General features: G+C 57.7%; 25 protein-coding genes. 19 read left to right on the forward strand and 6 right to left on the reverse strand.

Annotation, left to right across the window (positions count from 1 at the left end; translation table 11 throughout):
• Nucleotides 1–6: 6 nt before the first annotated feature.
• From narJ to QPL94_RS07180, 11 genes are all read left to right on the forward strand, one after another.
• On the forward strand, nt 7–747 hold the full coding sequence (gene narJ / locus QPL94_RS07130) for a nitrate reductase molybdenum cofactor assembly chaperone (RefSeq protein WP_285356467.1): 741 nt from the start codon (nt 7–9) through the stop codon (nt 745–747).
• Nucleotides 748–770: 23 nt separating this feature from the next.
• Nucleotides 771–1,448: a respiratory nitrate reductase subunit gamma gene (gene narI, locus QPL94_RS07135; protein ID WP_285357861.1), complete on the forward strand. Its 678-nt coding sequence runs from the start codon at nt 771–773 to the stop codon at nt 1,446–1,448.
• Between the two features lie 142 nt (nt 1,449–1,590).
• The gene (locus tag QPL94_RS07140) at nt 1,591–2,397 is read left to right on the forward strand and encodes a peptidylprolyl isomerase (RefSeq protein WP_285356468.1); all 807 of its coding nucleotides are present in this window, start codon (nt 1,591–1,593) and stop codon (nt 2,395–2,397) included.
• Nucleotides 2,398–2,705: 308 nt separating this feature from the next.
• Nucleotides 2,706–3,455, forward strand: a complete 750-nt coding sequence (locus tag QPL94_RS07145; RefSeq protein WP_285356469.1) for a Crp/Fnr family transcriptional regulator — start codon at nt 2,706–2,708, stop codon at nt 3,453–3,455.
• A 23-nt stretch (nt 3,456–3,478) separates the two neighbouring features.
• Nucleotides 3,479–3,880 (forward strand): ribonucleotide reductase subunit alpha, encoded by a 402-nt coding sequence (locus QPL94_RS07150; RefSeq protein ID WP_285356470.1) that lies wholly within the window; start codon nt 3,479–3,481, stop codon nt 3,878–3,880.
• Nucleotides 3,881–4,005: 125 nt separating this feature from the next.
• Entirely contained in the window at nt 4,006–6,123 is a 2,118-nt protein-coding gene (gene nosR / locus QPL94_RS07155; protein ID WP_285356471.1) for a transcriptional regulator NosR, read from the forward strand.
• Nucleotides 6,124–6,179: 56 nt separating this feature from the next.
• Nucleotides 6,180–8,069 carry a TAT-dependent nitrous-oxide reductase gene (gene nosZ / locus QPL94_RS07160; protein WP_285356472.1) on the forward strand — a complete coding sequence of 630 codons (1,890 nt, stop codon included), beginning with the start codon at nt 6,180–6,182 and terminating at the stop codon, nt 8,067–8,069.
• Nucleotides 8,070–8,294: 225 nt separating this feature from the next.
• Entirely contained in the window at nt 8,295–9,560 is a 1,266-nt protein-coding gene (locus tag QPL94_RS07165; protein WP_285356473.1) for a nitrous oxide reductase family maturation protein NosD, read from the forward strand.
• Nucleotides 9,560–10,492: an ABC transporter ATP-binding protein gene (locus QPL94_RS07170; protein ID WP_285356474.1), complete on the forward strand. Its 933-nt coding sequence runs from the start codon at nt 9,560–9,562 to the stop codon at nt 10,490–10,492. The genes QPL94_RS07165 and QPL94_RS07170 overlap by 1 nt, the downstream gene beginning before the upstream one ends.
• Nucleotides 10,489–11,319, forward strand: a complete 831-nt coding sequence (locus QPL94_RS07175) for an ABC transporter permease (protein ID WP_285356475.1) — start codon at nt 10,489–10,491, stop codon at nt 11,317–11,319. Before QPL94_RS07170 ends, QPL94_RS07175 begins: the two co-directional genes overlap by 4 nt.
• Before the next feature lie 13 nt (nt 11,320–11,332).
• Nucleotides 11,333–11,896 carry a nitrous oxide reductase accessory protein NosL gene (locus QPL94_RS07180; protein ID WP_285356476.1) on the forward strand — a complete coding sequence of 188 codons (564 nt, stop codon included), beginning with the start codon at nt 11,333–11,335 and terminating at the stop codon, nt 11,894–11,896.
• A gap of 165 nt (nt 11,897–12,061) precedes the next feature.
• On the opposite strand, the gene moaA is transcribed toward QPL94_RS07180, so the two are convergent.
• The 3 genes from moaA to QPL94_RS07195 all read right to left on the reverse strand — a co-directional run bounded on the left by moaA (nt 12,062) and on the right by QPL94_RS07195 (nt 15,995).
• The gene (moaA, locus tag QPL94_RS07185; protein WP_285356477.1) at nt 12,062–13,054 is read right to left on the reverse strand and encodes a GTP 3',8-cyclase MoaA; all 993 of its coding nucleotides are present in this window, start codon (nt 13,052–13,054) and stop codon (nt 12,062–12,064) included.
• A 106-nt stretch (nt 13,055–13,160) separates the two neighbouring features.
• Nucleotides 13,161–13,643 (reverse strand): hemerythrin domain-containing protein, encoded by a 483-nt coding sequence (locus QPL94_RS07190; protein WP_285356478.1) that lies wholly within the window; start codon nt 13,641–13,643, stop codon nt 13,161–13,163.
• Nucleotides 13,644–13,703: 60 nt separating this feature from the next.
• Nucleotides 13,704–15,995: a nitric-oxide reductase large subunit gene (locus QPL94_RS07195; protein ID WP_285356479.1), complete on the reverse strand. Its 2,292-nt coding sequence runs from the start codon at nt 15,993–15,995 to the stop codon at nt 13,704–13,706.
• Between the two features lie 216 nt (nt 15,996–16,211).
• On the opposite strand from QPL94_RS07195, the gene QPL94_RS07200 reads away from it, so the two are divergent.
• The 4 genes from QPL94_RS07200 to QPL94_RS07215 all read left to right on the forward strand — a co-directional run bounded on the left by QPL94_RS07200 (nt 16,212) and on the right by QPL94_RS07215 (nt 19,286).
• Nucleotides 16,212–16,427: a hypothetical protein gene (locus QPL94_RS07200; RefSeq protein ID WP_285356480.1), complete on the forward strand. Its 216-nt coding sequence runs from the start codon at nt 16,212–16,214 to the stop codon at nt 16,425–16,427.
• A 46-nt stretch (nt 16,428–16,473) separates the two neighbouring features.
• On the forward strand, nt 16,474–16,848 hold the full coding sequence (locus QPL94_RS07205) for a YbaN family protein (protein ID WP_350310609.1): 375 nt from the start codon (nt 16,474–16,476) through the stop codon (nt 16,846–16,848).
• 29 nt (nt 16,849–16,877) lie between these two features.
• A complete protein-coding gene (locus QPL94_RS07210; protein WP_285356482.1) occupies nt 16,878–17,315 on the forward strand; it encodes an RrF2 family transcriptional regulator in 438 nt (145 codons plus the stop codon).
• A gap of 126 nt (nt 17,316–17,441) precedes the next feature.
• Entirely contained in the window at nt 17,442–19,286 is a 1,845-nt protein-coding gene (locus QPL94_RS07215; RefSeq protein WP_285356484.1) for a sensor domain-containing diguanylate cyclase, read from the forward strand.
• On the opposite strand, the gene QPL94_RS07220 is transcribed toward QPL94_RS07215, so the two are convergent.
• Nucleotides 19,277–20,374 carry a fatty acid desaturase family protein gene (locus QPL94_RS07220; RefSeq protein ID WP_285356486.1) on the reverse strand — a complete coding sequence of 366 codons (1,098 nt, stop codon included), beginning with the start codon at nt 20,372–20,374 and terminating at the stop codon, nt 19,277–19,279. The two genes, QPL94_RS07215 and QPL94_RS07220, sit on opposite strands and share 10 nt — an antisense overlap.
• Before the next feature lie 69 nt (nt 20,375–20,443).
• Nucleotides 20,444–21,547, reverse strand: a complete 1,104-nt coding sequence (locus QPL94_RS07225) for a ferredoxin reductase (RefSeq protein ID WP_285356487.1) — start codon at nt 21,545–21,547, stop codon at nt 20,444–20,446.
• A gap of 182 nt (nt 21,548–21,729) precedes the next feature.
• Here QPL94_RS07225 and QPL94_RS07230 point away from each other — a divergent pair, with 182 nt between their 5' ends.
• Nucleotides 21,730–22,359 carry a TetR family transcriptional regulator gene (locus tag QPL94_RS07230; protein WP_285356488.1) on the forward strand — a complete coding sequence of 210 codons (630 nt, stop codon included), beginning with the start codon at nt 21,730–21,732 and terminating at the stop codon, nt 22,357–22,359.
• 36 nt (nt 22,360–22,395) lie between these two features.
• On the opposite strand, the gene QPL94_RS07235 is transcribed toward QPL94_RS07230, so the two are convergent.
• The gene (locus QPL94_RS07235) at nt 22,396–23,877 is read right to left on the reverse strand and encodes a WS/DGAT/MGAT family O-acyltransferase (protein WP_285356490.1); all 1,482 of its coding nucleotides are present in this window, start codon (nt 23,875–23,877) and stop codon (nt 22,396–22,398) included.
• Nucleotides 23,878–24,076: 199 nt separating this feature from the next.
• On the opposite strand from QPL94_RS07235, the gene QPL94_RS07240 reads away from it, so the two are divergent.
• From QPL94_RS07240 to QPL94_RS07250, 3 genes are read left to right on the forward strand one after another with little or no spacing between them, the layout of a single operon-like run.
• Nucleotides 24,077–24,964, forward strand: a complete 888-nt coding sequence (locus QPL94_RS07240) for a bile acid:sodium symporter family protein (protein ID WP_285356491.1) — start codon at nt 24,077–24,079, stop codon at nt 24,962–24,964.
• Nucleotides 24,961–25,341 (forward strand): CidA/LrgA family protein, encoded by a 381-nt coding sequence (locus QPL94_RS07245; protein WP_285356493.1) that lies wholly within the window; start codon nt 24,961–24,963, stop codon nt 25,339–25,341. Before QPL94_RS07240 ends, QPL94_RS07245 begins: the two co-directional genes overlap by 4 nt.
• Entirely contained in the window at nt 25,334–26,059 is a 726-nt protein-coding gene (locus tag QPL94_RS07250) for an LrgB family protein (protein ID WP_285356494.1), read from the forward strand. Before QPL94_RS07245 ends, QPL94_RS07250 begins: the two co-directional genes overlap by 8 nt.
• Nucleotides 26,060–26,095 lie beyond the last annotated feature (36 nt).

Below are 26,095 nucleotides of genomic sequence, written 5' to 3' on the forward strand. Positions count from 1 at the left end.
ACCAGGATGCAACTTTTAAAAGTAATAGCGCGGGTGCTCGAGTACCCCACCGATGAACTCCAGGCCTCCAAAGACGCCCTGACAGCAGCCGTTCTGGAAGACAACCGGCTGCCGCGGCAGAACAAGGAGCAGCTGCTGAGATGCATCGACCTGGTGTGCGACGGTGATCTGCTGGATATGCAGGAAAACTACGTGGGCACCTTCGACAAGGGCAGGGCGACGTCCCTGCTGCTGTTCGAGCACGTTCACGGCGAATCCCGTGACCGTGGCCAGGCCATGGTGGACCTGATGGAGCAGTACCGCGCCAACGGCCTGGAAATCGATGCCAAGGAACTGCCGGACTACCTGCCGCTGTTCCTGGAGTATCTCTCCACCCGGCCATGGGAAGAGATCCGGAACTGGCTGGAAGACATCCACCATATTCTGGGGCTTCTGGGCGAAAGGCTGTACCAGCGCGAGAGCCTGTACCACGTGTTGATGGATTCGCTGCTGGTGCTGTCCGGGCGCGAGGCGAATCGTCAGGAGCTGGCACAGATTGTCGCCTCCGAAGAGCGTGACGACACGCCGGAAGCGCTGGACAAGGTCTGGGAAGAGGAAATGGTCAAGTTTGTGGACGATCAGGGAAGCTCCTGCAGTACCGGAGGCGTTGTAGGCCAGCGCCGCCGCGAACTGGAGCAGACCCAGACCATTCACCTGAGCGATCAGCTGATGACGGACGTAACGCCCCGTCAGGCAGGAGGCGCCTGAGGGCGCGGGAGGAAACTGAAATGATGTCCTATCTCAATACACTGTTATTCGGGGTCTACCCCTACATTGCTATCGCTATCCTGGTGATTGGTACCTGGGCACGTTATGACCACGGCCAGTTCACCTGGAAAGCCCATTCCAGCCAGATGCTACGCAAGAAAAACATGGTCATGGCCAGCGTGCTTTTCCATGTGGGTGTGCTGGTGATCTTCTTCGGCCACCTGGTGGGCCTGCTGACGCCCCACGCGCTCTACGAGCCGTTCATGACGCCGGGGACAAAACAGGTTATGGCGATCGTGGTGGGTGGCATTGCCGGTGCGATGGCAATCGTCGGTGGTGGAATGCTGGCCTGGCGCCGGCTGACCGACCCCCGCGTAAAAGCCAACAGTACCTTCGCGGACAACATGATCATCATCATACTGGTGGTCCAGCTGGTCCTGGGCATGCTCACCATCCTGCCCACGCTGGGGCACCTGGACGGTAGCACCATGCTCAAGTTCTCTGCCTGGGCCCAGGGTGTTGTCACCCTTCAGGGCGGGGTGGCCGGCTACATTGCCGACGTGCACTGGATCTACAAGACCCATATCTTCCTGGGCCTGACCATCTTCGTGCTGTTCCCGTTCACCCGACTGGTGCACATGCTCAGCGTGCCGGTGGAGTATTTCGGGCGCAAGTACCAGGTGGTGCGCAAGCGGGCGTGATCGGATGATCAAGGGGATCGTTAACAGTGTCGGATTACGCGTGGCGGGGCCACGCTAATCCGACCTACCCGGGCCCGAAAGCAGAAACGTAGGTCGGATTAGCGAAGCGTAATCCGACAATCAGACCAAAGGTGAAGCAACCATGCAACTCATCCCCGTCGGCGAAGCCGAAAAACCCAGAAACCAGTTTCCGCCGGTGTATGTGGGTGACACCCTCATCGGCGAAGACGACATCGCCCGGGAAATGCAACACCACCCGGCCGAAGAAGTCGCCGAAGCCTGGCACGAAGCTGCCAAAAGCCTCGTCATCCGCGAACTCCTCCTGCAACAGGCCAGCCGCCTGAACCTGGACGACATCGCTGACGAAGAAGACCGCATCGCCCGCGTACTGGAACTGGAACTCAACGTCCCCGACCCCAGCGAGCAGGACTGCGAACGCTTCTACGCCGCCAACCCCGGCCGCTTCTGCAGCCCGACCCTGATGGCCGTCAGCCACATACTCCTCGCCGCCGCCCCGGACGACGTCCAGGAACGCATTCGCCAGGAAGAAGCAGGGCGTCAACTACTATCGTCCTTACTCGACGGCCGTGCCCAGTTCGCCGAACTGGCCAAACAGTACTCCGCCTGCGAATCCCGCCACCAGAGCGGCAGCCTGGGCCAGATCAGCAAAGGCCAGACCGTCGACGAGTTCGAACGCCCGGTTCTGTCCCTGCAGGAAGGCCTCAACCCGGAGTTGATCGAAACCCGCTACGGCTGGCACCTCGTCCGCGTCGACCAACGCATCGACGGCGAACAGCTGCCCTACGACTACGTAAAGCCCCAGATCCGTCAGTACCTGAGCGAAAGCGTGACCAGACGAGCGTTCCGCCAGTACCTCCAGGTTCTCGCTGCGGAAACCGGTGTGGAAGGTGTGGACATGGAAATACCCGACTCACCCCTGATGCAGTAATGCGTGTGCCCGAAAACCATGGAGACTGGCGGGGAACCTCTTTCCAAAACTGTGCGGAGCCATGGATGGCGGAGCTCAAGCGCCACATGGATGTGCTTGAGCGTGTTTTGGGAAGAAGGGGCCCATTGGTCCGTGCCCCCGAGTAAACAAGAGAGCCAGCATCCTGGCAGCAAGGCCCCTCTTTGAGCTAAGTCAATTACTCAGTAATAACCGCCCAACTACCCCCATAGGGGGAGCGATTTTCCTCCCAAGCCCCACTATTATAAAACCAGATTTGAAATGCATTATTAATGCAGGGGGCAAACAAAATGGCACTATTACAAACCGCCGAAACACGCTACAGCAAACCGGTACTGGTTGCCGTCAACAAGCCGATAGAAGAGGACGACAGCCTGGCTCCAATGCGCCAGCATGCCCTCTTTTCCTCGCTGAGCGACGACGACCTCAACGCATTGATGCAACAGTCCAGACGCCTGCGCCTGGGTCATCACCAACTGCTCTACCGCCAGGACATGCCTGCTCACCACTTCTTCTTCGTGGTTTCCGGACGGCTGCGCCTGTACCGCCTCGACGCCTCTGGCATCGACCGCACACTCGACAGTATTGCTCCCGGTGACTGCTTCGCAGAAGTCATGATCTATGCAGACCCGGCAAGGTACGCCTGTTACGCCGAAGCACTCAAATCCAGCGAAGTGCTGATGATACCCGTCAAGGTTTATCAGGACCTGCTGGAAAGGAAGCCTGAATACACCCAGGCGGCCTTGCGCCATTACGCCAGACGCAATGTGGCCCGCTTTCATGATCTGGAAATCATGACCGTACAGAACGCCCGTGACCGCCTGATCCGCTACCTGATTGACCTGCTGCCCAATGGCGGTGAAGAGGGGGGGGAAGTGGAACTGCCGCTGCCCAAGTGCCTGGTCGCGTCCCGCCTCGCCATGCAGCCGGAAACCTTCTCGCGGATCCTGGCAGATCTCAAAGCGAATGGCTTGGTTCGGGTCAACCGCAGCCGGTTGTTCATCACCGACCCGTCCCGACTTATCCAGATCAGCCAGTAAATAGTCAAGGCAGGAACGCTCAAATGATCTCAAGCTACACCGATTTGCTCAAAGCCGCTGATGCCGAACCCGAGCCCCAGCGCCTGTTGTTCGTATTCTGCCGTGCCGAGTTGCCGGACGATGCATCAGACGCCGAAAAGGCCGCCTTTGCCAACGGCGAGGGCGGCGCCCTGACGCCGGTGGTATGTGTTGACAAAGCGCCCGAAGAAGTCAGTGACTTTGATGCACTGGTAGAGGAATCCCGCCAGACCGGACAGTCCTGGGATGTGGTATTCGTCGCTGCCATGTCTGGCCGCGGCGGCATGAAGCCGTCCTCCGATGAAGCACAGCAACCCCTCACCATGATGGTGGAGTCCATCCGCCTTGGCCACGTGGGAAATTACCTGCCTCTGGACCGAACGGGCCAATCCGTTAGCCTGGGATGATGCGGGCCGGACTTCCCATCGGCCTATCCAGATAGAGGTATTTGATTTTCATCAATGACGGTCCATCCTTGTTGTATCCAATTGAACCGGGGGTTTGAGTGTCTAACGGAATCCGCTTAGTTTTTATGGCGCTGATGATTCTGGCCATGACTGCCAATGCCCAGCCGCTGAGCGAGTATGAGCCCGCGGCAGGGCGCCAGGTGATTCAGATTGCCATCCCGTCCGTGACCGACTTCCAGCCGCGCGAAGATAACCGTGCCATTCAGGAGCTCTATGCTGGAGATGAACTGGTGGGCTACGCCTACCAGACACTCGATTTCGTGCAGACCCCGGCCTATTCCGGCAAACCCCTGAACGCCATGGTAGTGCTCGACACCGAGGGCGAGATCAAGCGCGCGCGGGTGATACACCATGATGAGCCGATTCTTCTGATCGGCATCCCCGAAATCAAGATGCACGAATTTACTGACCAGTACACCGGCCTCAAAGCAGACCAGAGAGTCACGGTGGGCGGTAAGTCAACCGAACGCCGCATGGCCGTTGATGGCCTGTCGGGTGCTACGGTGACGGTGATGGTGATCAATGAGGTCATCATGAGGACCGCTCACCGGATAGCGGGGGAGCTGGGCCTGGTCGAAAGTACCGGTGTTGGTGAACGCCCTCCCATGGCAGAGGTCGATACAGACAGCTTCCGTAAAAGATCCTGGACGGAACTGACCGGTGACGGCTCCATCCGTCGGATGTTGGTAACTCGCGGTCAGGCAGACGATGCCTTTGTTGGTGGCCCGGCCGAAGGTGTTGAAACCGCCGCCCCGGGAGAGCGCGACGATCCTCTGATTGATCTCTACGTAGCCTACCTGAATGTTCCCACCATTGGCCGAAACCTGCTGGGTGGCAAGCAGTATGAATGGCTGACCTCGGAATTGAAGGAAGGTGAGCATGCCATTGCCGTGATGGCCAGGGGTGAGTATTCCTTCAAGGGGTCCGGTTATGTTCGTGGAGGAATCTTCGATCGCATTCAGATCCGCCAGTTCGGGGACACCTTCAATTTCCGTGACCTTGATTACTATCGCCTGAGTGATGTGTACCTGGGCGACATGCCACGCCTGCCTGAAATGGCGATCTTCATTATTCGCCAGCAGTACAACTTCGACCCGGGCACACCCTGGTCGCTGGAGCTGTCCGTCAAACGCCAGACCGGTCCCCTGGACAGCGAGTTTGCAGTATTCCCGATGGAATATCAGCTGCCGGAACAGTACTACACCCGGCCAGAAGTGGAGTTGACCGAAGAAGAGTGGCTGGAAGCACAACCCATGTGGGTGCAGGTCTGGTATCAGCGCCAGTTCCAGATCATTGTTCTGGGTATCGGACTTGGCGTTCTGATGTTCATCCTGTTTTTCCAGGACTGGCTGGTCAAGAAGCCCAAGATAACCCGCTGGATACGCCACGCCTTTCTGACCTATACCCTGTTCTTTATTGGCTGGTATGCCCTGGGGCAACTGTCGATCGTCAACGTGCTGACGTTCGTCAACAGCCTGATCAGCGGGTTCCGTTGGGAGACCTTCCTCGTGGACCCGGTGATATTCATTCTCTGGGCAACGGTCGCCGGTATCGTTCTGTTGTGGGGGCGGGCGGTTTACTGTGGCTGGCTCTGTCCGTTTGGTGCGCTTCAGGAGCTGGTGAACGAAATTGCCCGCAAGCTAAAAGTGCCCCAATACACGGTACCGTTTGCCATCCATGAGCGCCTCTGGGCCATCAAGTACATCGTTCTGCTGGTGCTGTTCGGCGTCTCCCTGGACTCCCTGGCTACCGCCGAAAAAATGGCTGAAATAGAGCCGTTCAAGACTGCCATCACCTTGCGCTTTGATCGCAGCTGGCCATTCGTTACCTATGCCGTGCTGCTGATCGGGGTGAATCTGTTCACCCGCAAAGTCTTCTGCCGGTACATGTGCCCTCTGGGCGCAGCGCTGGCGCTACCCACCAAGTTGAGGGTTTTCGATTGGCTGAAACGTCGCAAAGAGTGCGGCCACCCATGCCGGCTGTGTGAGCACGAGTGCGAAGTGCAGGCAATCCATCCTGACGGCACCATCAATTACCAGGAGTGCCATTACTGCCTCGACTGCCAGATGACCTATTTCGACGACAAGAAGTGCCCGCCATTGATTGTCAAACGCCGTGGCAAGCGCCGTGGCCATAACGCACCGGGCCATCCGGAACAAATACCGGTCACCCAGGTGACATAAGAAAAGCAGTAAATCCAAATGCAATACCGCCATTACCAACAACGGAGTTGGACGCTATGAAGAAAAGAGAAGAACTCGGTAACGATGCACCGGAAGAGAGCGGCCTTAGCCGCCGGAAATTCCTGGGTGCAACCGCACTGGCAGGTGCCGTAGGCGCGACGGGCCTGGGTGGCGCCGTGATGACCCGGGACTCCTGGGCTGCCGCAGTCAAGGACGCCCAGAACAAGTATAGCGTTGCCCCCGGCGAGCTGGACGAATACTACGGCTTCTGGAGCGGTGGTCACCAGGGCGAGGTGCGTGTCCTTGGCGTGCCGTCCATGCGTGAGCTGATGCGTATTCCGGTTTTCAACGTGGACTCCGCCACCGGCTGGGGCATCACCAATGAGAGCAAGGAGATACTTGGCGGCGATCGGCAGTATCTGAATGGTGACTGTCACCACCCGCACATCTCCATGGAAGACGGGCGTTACGATGGCAAATACCTGTTCATCAACGACAAGGCCAACAGCCGTATTGCACGTATCCGCCTGGATATCATGAAGACGGACAAGATCACACACATTCCAAACGTCCAGGCGATTCACGGCCTGCGGCTGCAAAAAGTGCCGCGCACCAAGTACGTGTTCTGTAACGCGGAATTTGTGATTCCACACCCGAATGACGGCAGTGATTTCAGCCTGGAAAACAGCTACACCATGTTCAGTGCTGTTGATGCAGACACCATGGAAGTGGCCTGGCAGGTGATTGTGGACGGCAACCTGGATAACACCGACGCCGACTACACCGGCAAATATGCCGCTTCCACCTGTTACAACTCGGAAAAAGCGGCAGATCTCGCTGGCACCATGCGCAATGACCGCGACTGGGTTGTCGTGTTCAATGTCGAGCGTATTGAAGCGGCCGTCAAGAGCGGCGACTTCAAGACCGTTGGTGACTCCGATGTGCCGGTGGTGGACGGGCGTGAAGGCTCGAAACTGACCCGTTACATTCCGGTTCCGAAGAACCCGCACGGTCTGAATACGTCGCCGGACGGCAAGTACTTCATTGCCAACGGCAAGCTGTCACCGACCTGTTCCATTATCCAGATCGACAAGCTGGACGATCTCTTCGATGACAATATCGAGCTGCGCGACGCCATCGTCGCCGAGCCGGAGCTGGGCCTCGGGCCCCTGCACACCACCTATGATGGTCGTGGCAACGCCTACACCACCCTGTTCATCGACAGTCAGGTGTGTAAGTGGAACATTGCCGATGCGATCAAGGATTACAACGGTGAGAAGACCAATTACATCCGTCAGAAGCTGGATGTGCACTACCAGCCTGGCCACAACCATGCGTCCCTGACCGAATCCCGCGATGCGGACGGCAAATGGCTGGTGGTGCTGTCGAAGTTCTCCAAGGACCGCTTCCTGCCGGTAGGTCCGCTGCATCCGGAGAATGATCAGCTGATCGATATTTCCGGCGAGGAGATGAAGCTGGTTCACGATGGCCCTGCGTTTGCTGAGCCACACGACTGTATCCTGGTTCGTCGTGATCAGATCAAGACCAAGAAGATCTACAGCCGTGACGATCCGTTCTTTGCAAGCGCCCGTGCGCAGGCTGAGAAGGATGGCATTACTCTGGAGGCTGCCAACGAGATTATCCGTGACGGCAACAAGGTACGTGTTTACATGACCTCTGTGGCGCCGCAGTTCGGGACTACGGAGTTCAGGGTCAAGGAGGGTGATGAGGTTACGGTGTATGTGACCAATCTGGACTCCATCGAGGATGTGTCTCACGGGTTCGTTATGGTGAACCATGGTGTGAGTATGGAGATCAGTCCGCAGCAGACGTCGTCGGTGACCTTTACGGCGGGTAAGCCTGGGGTTTACTGGTACTACTGCAGCTGGTTCTGCCATGCGCTGCACATGGAGATGGGGGGTCGCATGTTGGTCGAGAAAGCCTGATTTAGGCTTGGTTCTGAGCCGGGACTCTTGCGGGAGTTCCGGCCATCAGGCTTTGGAGTAGCAACCCAAGTGGAGAGACCTTTCCAAAACACGCTCCTTGCGGCACATCCATGTGACGCTTGAGCTACGCCATCCATGGCTCCGCACAGTTTTGGAAAGGTCTCTCCACTTGGATTGCCGCACTTCGGTGCTGGCCTCTTAATGTTTTTTCCTAGAGAGAAGTTGATGATTCAAATTTTGCGTTACGGAGTGGCCCTGACAGTCGCTCTGTTATCGCTGACCGCCCATGCGGACCTGCAACAACAGCTTGATGCACTGGAGCCAGGTGCTGTCTTTGAGCTTCCCCCCGAGAAACTTTCGTCGCTGGATCTCCGCGTGGCCGGTGTGACGGTGTCCTGCCATGCCGATACGGTCATCGACGGCGGTGGTGAGGGGAACGCCATCGATATTATGGCGGAGGAGGTGACGTTTTCCGGTTGTGAGGTGCGCAACTGGGGTGGCGATCTCAATGAGCTGGATGCGGGCATTTTTGTGGCGCGGGAGGCTCGGGGAGCGATTGTCGAGAATAATCGTTTGCAGGGGCCGGCGTTCGGGATCTGGCTGGATGCGACGAAGAATGTGACCGTCCGTAATAACAAAGTACGAGGGAAGCCGTCGATCCGTTCCCAGGATCGGGGCAACGGAATTCATATGTTCAACACCACCGGCGCGTTGATCGAAGGCAATGACATCAGTCAGACCCGGGACGGTATCTATATCGAGACGGCCAACAATAACGAGCTCCGCGGCAACCTGATGACAGATCTGCGTTATGGCATTCATTACATGTATTCGATGCACAATCTGCTGGAGGGTAATATCACCCGCGGGACGCGCACCGGGTATGCGTTAATGCAGAGTAAGTATCTGACGGTGGTCAACAATCGGTCCGAGAACGATGAGAATTACGGCATTCTGATGAATTTCATCACCAACTCCGAGTTGCGGGGCAACGTGGTGACCGGGGTATCTCAGGGCCAGACAGCGGGGGTTTCGATTTCGGGCGCAGAGGGTAAAGCGGTGTTCATTTATAACTCGCTTTACAACACCTTCGAGGACAATGTGTTCCGGGAAAGCAATATCGGGATTCATCTGACTGCGGGTTCGGAGGAGAACGAGGTGTTCAACAACGCGTTTGTGAATAACCAGCGTCAGGTGAAATATGTGGCTACCCGCACCCAGGAGTGGTCGAAGGAGGGGCGGGGCAACTACTGGAGTGATTATCTGGGGTGGGATCGCAATCAGGATGGTATTGGCGATGTGGCCTATGAGCCCAATGACAATGTGGACCGCCTGCTGTGGACCTACCCGGAGGCCAAGGTGCTGATGTTCAGCCCGGCGGTGGATACCTTGCGTTGGGTGCAGGATGCGTTTCCCGTCGTCAAAGCTGCTGGTGTGAGTGATTCCCACCCGCTGATGCGCCAGCCAGAACCGTTACAACCGGAGTCGTAATGAGCTGTTTCCGTCTTGAGAATGTGAGTTACCGCTACGATAAGGCCCTTGTGCTGAATGGTGTTGACCTGCGACTGGAGCCCGGAGAGATTCTCGGGCTGTTTGGCCACAACGGCGCTGGCAAAACCACCAGCATCAAGCTGATCCTGGGGCTGATGACGCCGAACCAGGGAAAGGTGTCGGTGCTTGATGGCGAGGCGGGTGACCCTCATGTCAGTCAGCACATTGGTTACCTGCCGGAGAACGTGATGTTCTACCCGCAACTGACCGGGCGGGAGATTCTGAATCACTTTGCCCGCCTCAAAGGCGCGCCCCTGAAGCAGGTGCCGGAGCTGCTGGAGCAGGTGGGGCTCAGTGATGCCATGAATGCGCGGGTGAAGACCTACTCCAAAGGCATGCGCCAGCGCCTGGGGCTTTCCCAGGCGCTTCTGGGCAAACCGAAATTGCTGATGCTGGATGAGCCAACGGTGGGGTTGGACCCGGTGGCAACGGCGGACCTGTATCGGTTGTTGCGCAAACTGCGGGATGAAGGCACGGGTATTGTGCTGTGCTCCCATGTGCTGCCGGGGGTGGAGCCCTACATCGATCGCGCAGCGATTCTTACCGACGGTGCCGTGAAGGCTGTAGGCGACCTCGCCTCCCTGCGTCGGCAGGCGAACATGTCGGTGACCCTGTCCATCGAACCGGCCAACGGCACGGCTGCATTGGAGAAAGCTATCACGGGTGCTTCAGCGGCTAATGGCCTGATGATCAAAAAAGACAACGGGCGCCTGCAGGTAGACGTTCGTCCCACAGAGAAAATGGCGCTGATTCAGGCCCTGCTGGATTCCGGAGAGGTTCGGGACCTGGGCATTTACCAGCCCACGCTGGAGGACGTGTACGTGCACTTTATCGGCTCCGGTGGCCTGGCTCACCGCGGAGGTGCCCAGTGAACAGCATCTGGACCATCGCCCGCAAGGAACTCAGTGACAGCCTGCGTAACCGCTGGCTCATCGCCATCGCCCTGGTGTTTGCCGTGCTGGCCCTGGGCATCGCCTGGTTTGGCGCAGCGGCCTCGGGGCAGGTGGGTTACGCCTCCACACCCGCAACCATTGCCAGCCTGGCCAGCCTGGGTATTTTCCTCATCCCCCTGATCGCGCTATTACTGGCCTACGACGCCATCGTCGGCGAGGAAGAAGGCGGCACGCTACTGCTGTTGATGACGTATCCACTGAGCCGTGGCCAGCTGCTATTTGGCAAGTTCCTCGGCCATGGCCTGACCCTGGCGTTTGCCACTCTGATCGGCTTCGGCGTCGCCGGCATCGCCATTGCCCTGCTGGTGGATGACGTGGCCGTTGGCGCCCTGGCCGCCGCCATGTTCCGGTTTATTGTTTCCACCATCCTGCTGGGCTGGGGCTTCATTGCGCTGGCCTACCTGATCAGTGTGCGGGTCAGCGAAAAGCCAGTAGCCGCCGGCATGGCCCTGGGTATCTGGTTCTTCTTCGTACTGGTTTTCGACCTGATGCTGCTGGGCATCCTGGTCGCCAGCGAGGGCAAACTCAGCCCGGAGCTGCTGCCCTGGCTGCTGATGCTCAACCCCACCGACATCTACCGACTGCTCAACATCGTTGCCTTCGGCGAGGGCGCACAGTTAAGCGGTGTGCTGAGCCTCGGTGCAGACCTGCCCATTGGTCCGGCAGGAATGTGGTTCGCCCTGGTGCTGTGGTTTGTTATCCCCCTTACCGGTGCCTGGGCCCTGTTCCGTCGCCGCCGAATCTGATCCGGAGATTGCCATGCGTACTATTAACGTTAAAACTTTGTCGGTAGCGGTGATGTTTGCCATTTTCCTGGCCGGCTGCTCCGAAACGGAAGAACAGGTCACCGAAAAGCCCGACCCGGTCCACATCGAATCCGGCGACGAATGCCATGTCTGCGGCATGGCCATCACCCGTTTCCCCGGCCCGAAAGGTGAAGCCATAACCGCCCGGGAGCAGAAAGTGAACAAATTCTGTTCAACCCGCGACATGTTCTCCTGGGTACTGCAGCCCGAAAATGCCAAACGCGACCACACCCTCTACGTACACGACATGGCTCAGACCGACTGGGAACACCCGGACGACACTGCATTGATCGACGCCCGGGAGGCTTTCTTTGTGGTGGGGTCGGAGCGCACCGGAGCCATGGGGCCAACCCTGGCTTCGTTCGCATCGGAAAATTCGGCGCTGGAGTTCGCCAACGAATTTGGCGGAGAGGTAGTCAAGTTCCAGGATGTGACCATGCAACACCTGACCCGGGACATGAGCCAGACTGTGTCAGACCACAACATGGAAATGAGCAGTCACGACGGCAATCACTGAATTCGCATAAGCCCGGAAGTGGGTGGGCCCTCCGGGATCGTCAAAAACATGGATGTTTTTGTCGAGCGTACATGGACGTATTCACAGCGTATCCCGGAGGGCCCACCCACTTCCGGGCGTTCACTCCGAGCCAGAAGCTCCGGGCGTTAACTCAGAGCCAGAGTCTCAACCGCCAGTCATATTCATAAACCGAAGAATCTGCACATCCCCCTCACTGGAGAAGTGATGCCGCTCAGGCTTCAGATCCATGGCATTTATGATGGTTTCACGCAGCTTGTCATTGGTCACCGGATGGCCGCGCAGAACACGGCGCAAGTCCACCGAATGTTCATTGCCAAGGCAAAGCAGCAGGCGACCCTCTACCGTCACGCGAACGCGGTTGCAGGTTGAACAGAAATTGTGGGAATGAGGTGAAATAAAACCGACACGGGAATCGCTGCCCCGCATCCGGTAATAGCGGGCAGGACCGCCGGAGTCTTCAGGCGTGGGTATCAGCTCATGTCGCTGGCTGATAATGTCGCGAACTTCATCGCTGGTGCACAACACCTGACCGCGGTCATGGTCAGAAATCTCACCCAGCGGCATTTCCTCGATAAAGGTAATGTCCACCTTTTTCTTGCGGGCAAACTCCACCAGCTCCGGCACTTCCTGGTCATTACCGCCTTTCATCACCACCGTGTTGAGCTTGATGCCCTCAAAACCAGCGTCCTTGGCAGCATCAATGCCATCCAGCACCTGGCTTAGCCGACCGGTACGGGTGATCCGGTGAAATTTGTCGGCATCCAGTGAATCCAGGCTGATGTTCAGCCGCTTGAGCCCGGCCTTGCGCAGCGGTTCCGCCATGGTCGGCAGCTGGCTGCCATTGGTGGTCATGGCAAAATCCCGCAGGCCGTAGCTGCCAATTTCCTTTACCAGCTCCAGAATGTCCTTGCGCACCAGGGGCTCGCCCCCGGTCAGCCGGATTTTTTCCGTGCCGAGGGAAACAAAGGTTCTGGCCACGCGGGCAATCTCTTCCAGGGTCAGTACCTGTTGGCGGGGCAGGAAGGTCATTTCCTCCGCCATGCAGTATACACAGCGAAAATCGCAGCGGTCAGTGACAGACAGACGCACGTAGTTGACGGTGCGGCCAAATCGGTCGGTCAGCTTGGCTTGGGGCATGGGAATCGTTCCTGTCCTTCGCTGTATGAGCTCTCATTCGAGAGTGTAGCTCAATTATGGCAAAACAGCCTGTTGAATCCGATACCCCCGCGGGAGTATTCCCCTCTCAGTTGCCACCATCAATGCGGCTGAACAGCAGGTCATTCTCAGTCTGTATGTGGGCTTTCAGGTCGTCGCGGAAGGTCGCGAGTCCCTGGTAGAGACGCTGCCAGCTTCCGCACGCACCGTCCGGCAAGGTCAGACCATTGGTGAGCCGCTCCAGTTCTTCCAGCGCGGAGCCGTGATCCTCGTGCTCGTGCCGCATCACAGATACAGGGCCGCCGGCCATGGCGACCATCCCACGTGTGATCATGGGAAACAGAATCTGCTCTTCCTTGGCCATATGGGCCTCGAGCTCTTCAGCCATCTGCCCGAGGTGGGCCGAGAGGCCGGCAGGGCAGGCGGTATGGCCGCCGTGAACCCTTTCTACTCTCTCGGAGAGCTGGATCAGTTCCGGTAACTGCTCCCGGTGGGTGTCGTGGTAACGGGTCAGGATATGTTCGATCAGTTCTTCGTTGGATGCCTGGGTCATAGTTTCAGCAATTGTCATGACAACACTCCTTGGTTTGGGTTACGCAGAGCGGCCTTCCCTGGCCGGGGCTCTGCTGAATCAGGCGCTCAGCTCGCTGGCAGCACCTTGCTCGTCAGTTTCGAGGGTGACCGGCTCCAGATCCGGGAAGAAGACCCCCTTCACTACCTGCCAGGTCACTGCCAGGGCGCCGACAATGAAGACCACGTCGCCGATGGTTCTGACCCAGCGCAGGGTCTGCAGGATATCGCTCTGCATGAAGGCTTCACTACGCGCGTACCACAGCCCTTCGCTGGCGCTGGCCACGAACTGGATGATGCCGACGGGCAGCAGGCTGGTGAACAGCATCAATACCAGGCCAATGTTCAGCCACCAGAAGCCGACTTTCATCAGCCGCTCGTCAAAGACGATGCGTGGGCGGATGTAGCGCAGGATCAGAAGGGCGAAGCCCAGGGCCAGGAATCCGTAGACGCCAAAGAGAGCTGCGTGGGCGTGGGTGGGCGTTGTGTTCAGGCCCTGGATGTAATACAGCGCGATCGGTGGGTTGATCATGAACCCGAGTACGCCTGCACCCAGCATGTTCCAGAAGGCAACCGCCACGAAAAAGGTCAGCGGCCAGCGGATGTTTTCCATCCAGGGTGCGCGGGACTTCAAACGCCAGTTCTCCCATGCCTCGTAGCCGAGTACGACCAGTGGCACTACTTCAAGGGCACTGAAGGTGGCGCCTACCGCCATCACCGGTGTGGTGGTGCCGGAGAAGTACAGGTGGTGGAAGGTTCCCGGTACACCACCGAGCATGAACAGGCTGGCAGAAGCCAGGCTGGCGGACGTAGCCACAGTGCGGGACACCAGACCCATGCTGCAGAAAATGAAAGCCAGCGCAGCGGTGGCGAACACTTCAAAGAAGCCTTCAACCCACAGGTGGACAATCCACCAGCGCCAGTATTCCATGATGGAGATGTGAGTGCGTTCACCGTAGAAGAAGCCCGCACCATAGAAGAGGCCGATGGCAACGACCGAGGCGGTCAGCAGGGCCAGCAGGTTCTTGTCACCGGGCTGGCGCAGGGCGGGAACAATGCCGCGCAGCATCAGCACCAGCCAGAACACGATGCCGAGGAATTTGCCAATCTGCCAGAGACGCCCAAGGTCCACGTACTCGTAACCCTGGTGGCCCAGCATGAAGCTGAGGTTGGCGGGCATGATTTGGGCAATAGCCAGGAAGTTGCCGATAAACGAGCCGGCAACCACGGCCACCAGAGCCCAGAACAGCACGTCGACACCCAGCTTCTGGAATTTCGGATCCTTGCCGCCATTGATGATGGGGGCGAGGAACAGGCCGGCGGCCAGGAAGCCGGTGGCGATCCAGAACATGGCGGCCTGGATATGCCAGGTACGTAACAGCGAGTAGGGGAACCATTCGGAGGTGTTGATGCCGTAGAAGCTCTGCCCTTCCACCGTGTAATGCGCGGTAAAGCCGCCGAGCATCACCTGGAAGGTGAACAGGCCAACCACCAGTACCAGGTATTTGCCCAATGACTTCTGGGAAGGGGTGAGCCCAACGGCGCTCAACGGATCCTTGAGCGGGGCTTGCGGCTCCTCATCTTCTTTGCGCAGGAAGGCCCAGGCCCAGATCAGACCGCCGACGCCGGCAATCAGCAGAACCACACTGATTAATGACCAGACCACGTTCTCCGCGCTCGGGGTGTTGTCAATCAGTGGCTCGTGAGGCCAGTTGTTGGTGTAGGTGACATCGCTGTCCGGGCGCTCGGTGGCAGCAGCCCAGGCTGTCCAGAAGAAGAACTCGGTCATCCGCTCGCGGCGCTCGGCGCTGGGCAGGGTGTTTTCCTTCATGGCGTAGTTTGAGCGCGTCGACTGCAACTCCGGCGCATCGCTGAACAGCCGGCTGTAGTAGTCGGCGGTCTCGTTGATGGCAGCTGTCCTGCGTTCAGACAGATGCAGGGTACTGGTGGCGTCATCGTAGGTATTGGTGCGGTACTCGGTCTTCAGGTCGTACTGCAGGGCGTTCTGCTGCTGCCCGGTGAGGCTGTGCCAGTCCTGCCCGTATTCCTCCTGAGCGGCAATTTCCAGCCAGGTTTCCAGTTCCCGGTGCAACCAGTCTGCGGTCCAGTCCGGCGCCTGATAGGCCCCGTGACCCCAGATAGACCCAAGCTGCATACCACCAACGGACTGCCACGCGGTCTGGCCGTCGAGAATGCTTTCCTCGGTCATCAGGGTGTCGCCGTTGGCAGACACGACCTGATCAGGAATGGGCGGCGCGGCGCGGTAAACTTCCGCCCCGAAATAGCCCAGTAACGTGAAGGTAACCCCCACGATGGCAATCAACAGAAACCATAGGCGGCGGTATTTGGCCATGGTCATCTCCTCTCTGGTTTAAAGATGTACTAATAATACATCTATAAAAATAAAAAGTAACTGGTTTGCGCCATTTTCTGAGAGGTAACCACGGGGTGGTATTCTTTGATAGTGGTGGCAGAGAGCGAAGTACAGGGTTTGCACTGGTTGTTGAAAATGTGATCAGTTAGGTCTATATTAAAGATGTATTCAATATAATTTAATGGGGGGAAGGGGATGGAGAAGCTACTCGGGTTCGCAAATGGCGCCATGCTTGCGTCGACCGTTGGGCTGCTGGCCACTATTCTGCTCGCCTATCCGTTTGCCGGTTCTTTGCCCATGGCCGGACAGATCATCGCCCACATCGGAACCCTGTTGTTTGCCACCAGCATCAAGATTTCATACGTCACCAGGCTGGTGTCACTGAAACAACTGGGGAGACCCGTACACTGATTAAAGGTAGAATGACGACATATCTTGCTGTCGTTCTCGAGAGAGGATGCTGATGATTCCATTGTCCGGAAGAACCGGTTTCCAGATCCTTGCGTATACAAGTATCGCATTGGCTGCTATCGGTGTTGTGTTGCCACTGTTGCCGACCACACCGTTTGTTCTGCTTGCTGCCTGGTCTGCAAGTAAGGGCTCGCCTGCTTTTGCTGAATGGCTGGAGAATCACCAGGCTTTTGGTCCGGCGATAGAAAACTGGCGCAGCAGGGGCGCCATTCCCCGCAAGGGAAAATGGCTTGCCTGTGTGATGCTGTGTGTAAGTTGGTCCGTGCTGTTTATTAGTGGCTCGGCACCTGCGGTGCTGGTAGCGACAGGTCTGATTTTTTTTGGCCTCGCCTGTTATCTCTTAACACGTGCCTCGTACTAACGATGCATCTGAAGTATTGGAGTTGGTAAATGCATATCACCCGTTACACCGATTATTCCCTGCGTGTTCTGATCTACCTGGCGGTGCAGGGTGACGAACTGGCAACGATTCAGGAAATCGCAGACAGCTACGACATCTCCAAGAATCACTTGATGAAGGTGGTTCATCAGCTCAACAAAAAGGGCTACATCGAGACTGTCAGGGGTAAGAAAGGCGGTATGCGGTTGCAGATGGCGCCTGCGGACATCAACGTTGGCATTCTTGTGCGGGAAACTGAACAGGACCTCAATATTGTTGAATGTTTCTCATCAAAGAACGCCTGTCGGATCACGCCGGTCTGTGGCTTGAAATCCATGCTTGGGGAAGCTCTGACCGCCTTTCTCGAAACCCTGGACAAGTACACTCTGGCAGATATCATTCAGGATCAACACCGCCCCCAGCTTCTCAGGCTGTTACAGATTGCGTGACACCTGCCTGCGGTGGGAACAAAAACTTACCGTATCGAGACATCTTTAATCAAAGTCTGCCCTCCCGGTTCGATAGAATGGTGATAAGCAAACCTATCACAACAATATCAAGCAAGAGGGCGGGTTTTGCAGCTATCCATGTTTCTGGTGCTGCTCCTGTGCCTGGTTCAGGGGACAGCGCTCGCTAGTACCGGGATAACAGACCCTCGTCCGGTGATTCTGGACGAGGACAGCGAGCGCCTGAATATCTCCCGTCACCTGTCCTACTACGAGGATGCCTCTGGCGCCTACGGTATCGAGGACATTCTGGCTGACTGGCCATTGATTGCCTCGGTCGAAAAGCCGGATGACGCCTACAATTTTGGTTTCACCGACTCCACCTACTGGTTTCATACCCGAATTGAGAATCGCGGCAACCCCAGTGATCGCTGGGTCATAGAAGGGCTTTATCCGATCATTGACCGGATGGATGTCTTCTTTCTCCGCGAAGATGGCCGCATTGAGCGCCATCTGGCTGGCGACTCCGTACCCTTCGCGACCCGCGGCCGGACCCATCACAATATCAACTTTTCGTTTGATCTCGGGGCGGGTGAGTCCACCGATGTCTTCTTCCGTGTTCGTACCTCTGGCGCAGTCCAGATGCAGTTGATGTTGTGGGAGAACGAAGCGTTCAGCGAAGCCGATCACCAGGAGCGGTTTGTCCTGGGGATCTACTACGGCCTGCTTTTCTGTATGGCGGCGTTCAACCTGTTGATTTTCATATCCATACGCGACAAGAACTATCTCTGGTATGTGTCCTATATCGCCTTCTACGGGCTCCTCCAGTTTACGCTGAATGGGCTTGCCTTTGAGCACCTGTGGCCGGAGAGCACCTGGTGGAACAACCGGGCCGTCTCCTTCCTGATTGCCATGGGTATGTTCAGCATTCTTGGCTTTTCCAAGTCGTTTCTTGCCCTGAAGGAAAATGCTCCGCGGCTGGAGCGGATATTCGTTGGCTTCATGGTGTTCTTCCCACTGATGGCACTGGCCTCTCTGTTCTGGCCAGCGTATGGGCCTGTTATTCGGGTAACCACGTTCATGGCGTCGGTGTCAGTGCTCTTTATCCTGGCCGGTGGCGGGATTTGCCTGTACCGGAACTTCAAGCCTGCGCGCTATTTCATGATCGCCTGGTCTGCACTGCTTGCGGGGATGATTCTGTATACCCTGAAAACCTTTGGTTTGGCGCCTGCCAACTTCATTACCGACTACGGCATCCAGATTGGTTCTGCTTTTGAAGTGATCCTGCTGTCGCTGGCGCTGGCCGACCGCATGAGGCTGCTGATGCTGGAAAACCAGCAGATCCAGGAAGAAATGACGCATCGCCTCGAGCAACGGGTTTCAGAAAGGACATCGGAACTGGAAGTGGCGAACCGGCAACTGGAGGCACTCAGCTCAACCGATGGACTGACGGGGGTTTTCAATCGACGTTATTTCGATGAGCGGCTGTCCGAGGAAAGTGTGCGATGCAGTCGCAGTGGCCCGCTGTCGTTGCTGATGATTGATGTCGACCTGTTCAAACCACTCAATGACTCGCTGGGTCACCAGGCTGGTGACGCCTGTCTCAAGGCGCTAGCCAGTGCCATCTCAGCGACGGTTAACCGTCGGGCGGATGTTGTTGCCCGGTATGGCGGAGAGGAATTCGTGGTGATTCTGCCCGATACCGATTCGGCAGGGGCACGGTTAATGGCAGATCAAATCCGTAAGAAGATCTGCGGCAAGCTGGGCTTTACCTGGAACGACCGGGCCGTTCCAGTGTCTGTCAGTGTCGGTGTGGCTACGGCACCGGCCAGGCAGCGGGTCGAACCCGATGAGCTGATCGGCGCCGCAGACGCGGCCCTGTACGAAGCCAAGCAGGGCGGGCGCAATACGGTCAGGTACAGGGACTGCGCCAGCAGTCATGCCGGCGTGCAATTCCCGACACATCAGGACTGAGCGTCGGCATTACTGAATTCAGGCAGCATCCGGTTGCGCATGCGATCGGGCAGGGAATACCCCAGAATACGCTTCAGTACCGTAGAGTACTGCCTGGCGAAGGTTCCGGTGTTGTAGGGGATGCCGTGCTTTTTACACACTGCCTGCACCTGCTCCGAGATCTCCGGGTACCGGTGTGCTGGCAGGTCCGGGAAGATGTGATGCTCCACCTGGTAGCTCAGGTGGCCACTCATCACGTGCATCCACTTGCCGCCGGTAAAGTTGCTCGAGCCGGTCAGCTGGCGCAGGTACCAGTGGCCTTTGCTCTCACCTTCGCACTCCTCCTCGGAAAAGGTTTCCGCATCCTGGGTAAAGTGGCCACAGAAAATGACCGTGGATGACCACAGGTTGCGGATCAGGTTGGCGCCGACATTGCCGGCCAGCACCACCGGTGCTACCGGAAAAGTGACCAGGGGAAAGAACACGTAATCCTTGAACGCCTGGCGTCCACCCTTGCGAAAGAAGTCCTTCAGGAACGGGATCTTCTCACGCACCGAAATTTCCCGGCGGCGGATCCGCTCGGATTCCAGCTCATGCAGCCCTACGCCCCACTGGAAGAATACGCTCAGCAGGACATAGTTGATGAACTGCAGGCTGTGGGCCGGCTTCCACTTGTCATCGTCGCTCAGCCTCAACAGCGCATAGCCGTAGTCCCGGTCCTTGCCAATGATGTTGGTGTAGGTGTGGTGTTCGTAGTTGTGAGTGCGTCGCCAGGAATCGCCGGTGCACACCGTGTCCCACTCGTAGGTCTGGGAGTGGAGAGACGGGTCATTCATCCAGTCGTACTGGCCGTGCATCACGTTATGGCCGATTTCCATGTTCTCGATGATCTTGGAGATGCCCAGCGCTGCGGTGGCAGCGATGAACACCGGCGGGATAAACCCGAAAGGCATCAGCACACGGCCGCCCACTTCCAGGGAGCGGTGCAGGCGGACTATCTTGCGGATGTAACGGGCGTCCCGTTCACCCAGGTCGGCAATCACCTGGTCACGGATGGTATCCAGGTCCTGTTCCAGTTCTTTCAACTGTGTTTCGTTCATCTTATTCATGGTGTTCTCCTAGCAGCACCCTTGGTCCGGCACTGCGAATAATGGGTTCAGGCGTTGTGGCAGGGTCGGTCAGATATCAATGGACACCGGCCCGCTGGGAACAGACACACAAAGCTGAATGGTTTCCTCGCCTGGCCCGGACGCTTTCCCGGTCAGGCGATTGACGACAGTCCCGCTGGTCTTGCGGCAACTGCACTGGTGGCAGATACCCATGCGGCAGCCATGACGGGGGGACAACTTCGCCGCCTCTGCAATTTCCAGCAGAACGGCATCGCCTTCGGACGAGACATCCAGGTTGCTGCGCTCAAAGCGGACAGCGCCGCCCAGGGTGTCGGTATCCAGATGGGCTGCCGGTACCGAGAAGAAAGTGCTGTGAATACGGTCTTCGGAAATGCCCCGGCGATAAAGCAGGTCATTTGCCAGGTCCATAAGCCCCTTCGGTCCACAGAGGTAACAGCGCCGTGCCGTCAGCCCGGGAACCTCGTCCAGGTGTTGATCGCTGAGAAACTGCGGGGTTTCTGTCTCGCTGGTGGCGAAGATATTCAATGTGAAGGCCGGCCAGCGACCGGCCAGCGCATGCAGTTTTTCCGCGGCGATCACATCTGCCTGGGTGCGCACAAAATACAGCAGGGTAACCGGCGCCCGGTAGTCTGAGGCCGCCATGGTTTCGAGCTGGCTCAGTACCGGTGTAATACCACTGCCACCGGCAATGTACAGGGCCGGCTCCTGGGGATCGGGGATCCGGAAATCCCCGAATGCATCGCCCAGGCCGATCACCGTGTCGGTTTCCAGATGGTCGTGCATCCAGTTTGTCACCAGCCCGCCCGGAAGGCGTTTGATAGTCAGGGTGACAGCCCCGTCGCTGCGCCATTGGAGCGGCGAACTGGACAGGCTGAAGGTCCGGCTGCGGCGAATGCCGTCTATATCAATTCCGATATTGACGTGCTGGCCGGCTTCAAACCCCTGCCAGCGTTTCGCGGGCGCCAGCACAAAGGTCTTGGTGTCGGCAGTTTCGTTGTAGATGGCTGTCACCATGGCCGGAGTGTATTGCTGGACCCACATGGGATTGATGCGCTCCAGCAGGGGGTCGAAAAAGGCAGCCGGGTCGTCCCGGTTAAAAAGCTGCCTGCCGAGCCAGTGCAGGGTGGGTGACTTCTCCAGTACAGATATCATGATCGTTCTCCTATGTACTGATGTGTACAAGTGTTCACTAATGTGTACGACTGTACACATCGAAGGTCAGGGCAGCAATCAGGCGCATAACATTGTCCTATAATGACAAGTTCGGGTTATTTTTGGTGCGCGGATGTGTACACTTGTTGACATGTGAGTGACAGACGAGCTGTACCGGGTCTATGGCAGACAAACAACGACGCAAGCCGGGTGAAACCCGTGAGAAACTGATGAACGCGGCACTGGCCCTGGTGGGCAAGGGCAGGCACTTTGCCAGTTTAGGGATACGGGAGGTAACCCGGCAGGCGGGGGTGGTGCCCACCTCGTTCTACCGGCATTTCCGCAATATGGACGATCTCGGACTGCAACTGGTGGACGAGCTGGGGCTGGTACTGCGACGAATGATGCGGGAGGCCCGCGCCAATGTGTTTCAGGCGGACAAGCTGATTGACGAGTCGGTAGGCATCTTTATTACCCATGCCCAGAACAATCGCAGCTTCTTCATGTTCATGGCCCAGGGGCTGGCCGGGGAGAGCCGGGCGATTCAGGAAGGTATCCGCAGTGAGATGCGCTATTTCGCCAGCGAGCTGGCCAACGACCTGCGGCGGCTAAAACTGGCCGATCATCTCAGCGACGCCGATCTGGACCTGACCTGTGACCTGGTGGTGCGCAGTGTGGCCTTCAGTCTTACGGACATCCTGGGTATCTCGCCCGAGGACGATTATCAGGAAGAGCAGGTCAGAAAACGCACGGCCCGTTTCCTGCAACTTATTTTCGTAGGCGCCGCCCACTGGAAAAGCCACCCCGATTAACCCGGGGTGGCTTTTCAGTCGCGGAATGGCGGGCGATCAGGTTTTTGGTGACGCTTTTTTGCGGGCTGCCCGGCGAACCCGGGCAGCAGGTTTGCCCTGGCTGGTGGTGCCGGATTTGGCTGGCGGGGCCACTACAAGGCTTTCCAGTTCATCAAGGGCTTCACCGGTATAGACGGCAAGTTTCTGCATGCTGGGCAAGGTGTCCCGGCACCCGGTAAATCCGAAATTCAGTGATCCCGCGTAACTCAGGCAGGTGATGTTAAGTGCACCGCCGTGAGCAATCAGCGATACCGGGTACATGGCCTCCAGTCGCGCTCCCTCATAATACAGAGTCTCTTCCGGGCCCGGCACATTGGAGATGGTGACGTTAAAAACCGGCCGCATACGCCCGCCCATCCCCGACATCAGTTGCAGAATGTAGGGTGACATCAGCAGCATGGTGTATTGCGTCAATGCCTTGCGGGGCAGTTTCTGCAGATGTTGCTTGGCACGTCGGGTGGACTGCTTGATGCTCTGTAGCCGGGTAAGAGGGTCGGCTTCATCCGTGGCCAGTGAAGCAATCATGAAACTGATCTGGGTGCCGGTGCCCTGGTCATCAGACGGCCGGATATTAACCGGAATACCTGCTGTCAGTGGTATGTCCGGTAAGCCGTCCTGTTCCAGAAGGAAGCGCCGCAGGGCGGTGCCGCACAGGTAAAGCACGATATCATTGAGGGAGGCGTTGGTGGCTTGCGACACCTTCTTGATACGTTCCAGCTGGTAGTGTTGGGTAGCCAGACGACGCTGGCCGGTTACCCGGTGGTTGAGGGCTGATAACGGGCCGGCAAACGGGGCAGTGAGACCATCTTCCGGGTGTCGTGCCGAATGGATCAGGCGGTTCATGGCGTCCCACAGACGCGGCGCCATGTCGGCCTGCAGCTTCAATGCATCCATTGCTTGAGAGAAGGCTCCGGTTACACTGGCTTCGGCGTCGGTTTTGTTACCGCGGGTGCGCTCCGGGCGCACTGCCCAGGGGGGCTGCATATTCGTTTCGCCGGGGTCCTCGCTCAGTACACGCTGCATCAGCCGAACACCGCTGATGCCGTCGATCATCGAGTGGTGCATCTTGGTGTAAAGGGCAAAGCGATTATTCTCCAGGCCTTCAATAATGTGGCATTCCCACAGGGGCCGGGCAAAATCCAGCGGGTTGGAGTGGAGTCGTGACACCAGGATGCCCAGCTCGCGTTCACTGCCGGGGCGGGGCAGGGCTGAGTGGCGCACGTGGTAATCCAGGTCCAGCTTCTTGTCCACTTTCCAGGAAGGGGCTACCACACGGCCGAGAAATCCGGAAAAGGCCAGCTTGTAACACCAGGGCGGTGCAATATCGGCGTCCTCTTTCATGCGGGTAAGCATGTCCCTCAGAAAGGTTTCCGGGGCGTCTTCCGGCAACGAAAAAATCTGCAGGTTGCCAACGTGCATTGGCGTATCTTCCGACTCTACTGCCAGCCAGGATGCATCCAGTGTTCCCAGGCGTTTCATTGATCGTCCTCTTCATGATTGTTCTACCAAACTGCATGTCGTCCTGTGCGTTTGGATTTACATAGTTGTTGTTCGCAAGTATACGCAACAACAGGAATAATCACACGACGAACGAAGGGAAAGGTTTCACTTTTTTTGGTTTGCCTGTGCTATTTTCTATAGCTGATTAACTTCATCAAAACAAAAATCTGGAGGCATTGTGGAATCGAGTCCACTGATCTCTGCGGGGTTACCGATCGCCCTTTTTATTATCATGATCGGTATCGGAATGACGCTGTCGATCAGGGACTTTCGCCAGGTGGCGGTCTATCCCAGAGGCATGATTGTGGGAACCGTTGCCCAGATCCTGCTGATGCCGCTGATTGCCTTTGCGCTTGCCGCCATGCTTGACCTGGCCCCTGCGATTGCCGTCGGCCTGGTGATTATCGCAGCCTGCCCTGGAGGCACCACTTCCAATCTGTTTGTATTGCTGGCACGGGGTAATATTGCCCTGTCGATTGTGCTGACGGTGACAGCCAGCCTCATTACCATTATCACCCTTCCTATACTGACCAATTACGCCCTGCAGCTTTACGCCGGAACGGAAGAATCCATCACCCTGCCGGTAGGGCGAACCGTAGGTATGCTGGTTGGCATCGTGTTGTTCCCGGTTGCTGTCGGCATGGTTTTCCGTACCCGTGCACCCGAGCTGTCCCGTCGCGCTGAGAGTGCGGTGAGCGTGTTCGGTGGCGTGGTTCTGGCGCTACTGGTGGTGGGACTGGTGTGGGGCGTACGCGACCAGATCTGGGACCTGCTCCGTCAGGCCGGCCCTGCAACCCTGCTGCTGAACCTGGCGGGGATCTTCGTGGGGCTTTTGGCCGGGCGGGCGACCGGATTAACACAGCGCGAATCCATCGCCGTTGCGGTCGAGCTCGGCATCAAGAACAGTACCATTGCCCTGCTGGTGACCCTGACGCTGCTGGAATCCAGTGCCATGTCGATTCCTGCGGCCGTTTACGGTGTGCTGATGTTCCCCATCGGCTTTCTGCTGGCCGCCTACGGCCGGAAAATCATTCCCGCCTCCATCATCGCGAAGCAGTCGCCATGAATTTTCTCAATGGAATGACGCTGCTGCTGGTCTATCAGTTGGTGGGGGAAGTCACCGTTCGCCTGCTGGCGGTGCCCATTCCCGGGCCGGTGCTGGGCATGGTGATGCTGTTCCTGACCCTGATGATCAGAGGACACACGCCGGAGCCGCTGCAGAATGCCTCAACCGCCTTGCTCAGCCATTTGTCCCTGCTGTTTGTGCCGGCTGGCGTCGGCATGATGGCGCATTTTGACCGTATCGCGGATGAGTGGCTGCCGATCACCCTGGCCCTGTTTTTATCCACCATCATTACCATGGTCGCCACCGCCGGCATCATGCAGCTAACCACGCGGTGGTTTGCCCGGTCCGAGAGCGGGGGAGGGCAAGGGCATGAATGAACCAGCCATCCGTGATATCTGGGTTTACCTGTCCGCCTCGCCACTGCTGGGGCTGACCATAACGCTGGTGGCCTATGGCCTGGCCTATCGCTTGTACCTGAAATCCAATTCCAGCCCGCTTGCCAACCCGGTGGTCACGTCCGTGGCGATGCTGATCGCGCTTTTGATGATTACCGGCACCTCCTACAGCGAATATTTTGAGGGCGGCCAGTTTGTTCACTTCCTGTTGGGGCCGGCCACCGTGGCATTGGCGGTGCCTTTGTACCAACAGTTTTCCCGGCTACGGCAGCTCTGGTTGCCGGTGACCATTTCCCTGGTTTGTGGCGTGGTGATTGCCGCAGGAAGCTCCATCGGTCTGGCCTGGCTGCTTGGAGGCTCCACGGAAATCCAGATGTCACTGGCGCCAAAATCTGCAACGGCGCCTGTCGCCATGGGTATTTCAGAAACCATTGGTGGCATTCCCTCCCTGACCGCTGTTCTGGTAGTGGCAACGGGTATTGTGGGCGCTGTGCTGGGCACCAAACTGTTTGAATGGATGCGTATTACCGATGACAGCGTGAAAGGCATTGCCATGGGCGTGGCAGCCCACGGTATCGGCACTGCCCGGGCGTTTCAGGTAAGTTCGCAGATGGGGGCTTTTTCCGGACTGGCGATGGCGTTGTCGGCTTTTGCGACGGCGTTGATCGTGCCCTGGTTGGTGGACCTGATCGGGATATAGTCACGTATCCAATGCTGGTATCTGCAATCGGAGACA

The organism is Marinobacter sp. SS13-12, from assembly GCF_030227115.1.
GTDB lineage: Bacteria > Pseudomonadota > Gammaproteobacteria > Pseudomonadales > Oleiphilaceae > Marinobacter.

Excerpts from the sequence above, each read along its gene's own strand:
- narJ (WP_285356467.1), top strand. The coding sequence starts at position 7 with ATGCAACTTTTAAAAGTAATAGCGCGGGTGCTCGAGTACCCCACCGAT.
- narI (WP_285357861.1), top strand. The coding sequence starts at position 771 with ATGTCCTATCTCAATACACTGTTATTCGGGGTCTACCCCTACATTGCT.
- QPL94_RS07140 (WP_285356468.1), top strand. The coding sequence starts at position 1,591 with ATGCAACTCATCCCCGTCGGCGAAGCCGAAAAACCCAGAAACCAGTTT.
- QPL94_RS07145 (WP_285356469.1), top strand. The coding sequence starts at position 2,706 with ATGGCACTATTACAAACCGCCGAAACACGCTACAGCAAACCGGTACTG.
- QPL94_RS07150 (WP_285356470.1), top strand. The coding sequence starts at position 3,479 with ATGATCTCAAGCTACACCGATTTGCTCAAAGCCGCTGATGCCGAACCC.
- nosR (WP_285356471.1), top strand. The coding sequence starts at position 4,006 with ATGGCGCTGATGATTCTGGCCATGACTGCCAATGCCCAGCCGCTGAGC.
- nosZ (WP_285356472.1), top strand. The coding sequence starts at position 6,180 with ATGAAGAAAAGAGAAGAACTCGGTAACGATGCACCGGAAGAGAGCGGC.
- QPL94_RS07165 (WP_285356473.1), top strand. The coding sequence starts at position 8,295 with ATGATTCAAATTTTGCGTTACGGAGTGGCCCTGACAGTCGCTCTGTTA.
- QPL94_RS07170 (WP_285356474.1), top strand. The coding sequence starts at position 9,560 with ATGAGCTGTTTCCGTCTTGAGAATGTGAGTTACCGCTACGATAAGGCC.
- QPL94_RS07180 (WP_285356476.1), top strand. The coding sequence starts at position 11,333 with ATGCGTACTATTAACGTTAAAACTTTGTCGGTAGCGGTGATGTTTGCC.
- moaA (WP_285356477.1), bottom strand. The coding sequence starts at position 13,054 with ATGCCCCAAGCCAAGCTGACCGACCGATTTGGCCGCACCGTCAACTAC.
- QPL94_RS07190 (WP_285356478.1), bottom strand. The coding sequence starts at position 13,643 with ATGACAATTGCTGAAACTATGACCCAGGCATCCAACGAAGAACTGATC.
- QPL94_RS07195 (WP_285356479.1), bottom strand. The coding sequence starts at position 15,995 with ATGGCCAAATACCGCCGCCTATGGTTTCTGTTGATTGCCATCGTGGGG.
- QPL94_RS07200 (WP_285356480.1), top strand. The coding sequence starts at position 16,212 with ATGGAGAAGCTACTCGGGTTCGCAAATGGCGCCATGCTTGCGTCGACC.
- QPL94_RS07205 (WP_350310609.1), top strand. The coding sequence starts at position 16,474 with ATGCTGATGATTCCATTGTCCGGAAGAACCGGTTTCCAGATCCTTGCG.
- QPL94_RS07210 (WP_285356482.1), top strand. The coding sequence starts at position 16,878 with ATGCATATCACCCGTTACACCGATTATTCCCTGCGTGTTCTGATCTAC.
- QPL94_RS07220 (WP_285356486.1), bottom strand. The coding sequence starts at position 20,374 with ATGAATAAGATGAACGAAACACAGTTGAAAGAACTGGAACAGGACCTG.
- QPL94_RS07225 (WP_285356487.1), bottom strand. The coding sequence starts at position 21,547 with ATGATATCTGTACTGGAGAAGTCACCCACCCTGCACTGGCTCGGCAGG.
- QPL94_RS07230 (WP_285356488.1), top strand. The coding sequence starts at position 21,730 with ATGGCAGACAAACAACGACGCAAGCCGGGTGAAACCCGTGAGAAACTG.
- QPL94_RS07235 (WP_285356490.1), bottom strand. The coding sequence starts at position 23,877 with ATGAAACGCCTGGGAACACTGGATGCATCCTGGCTGGCAGTAGAGTCG.
- QPL94_RS07245 (WP_285356493.1), top strand. The coding sequence starts at position 24,961 with ATGAATTTTCTCAATGGAATGACGCTGCTGCTGGTCTATCAGTTGGTG.
- QPL94_RS07250 (WP_285356494.1), top strand. The coding sequence starts at position 25,334 with ATGAATGAACCAGCCATCCGTGATATCTGGGTTTACCTGTCCGCCTCG.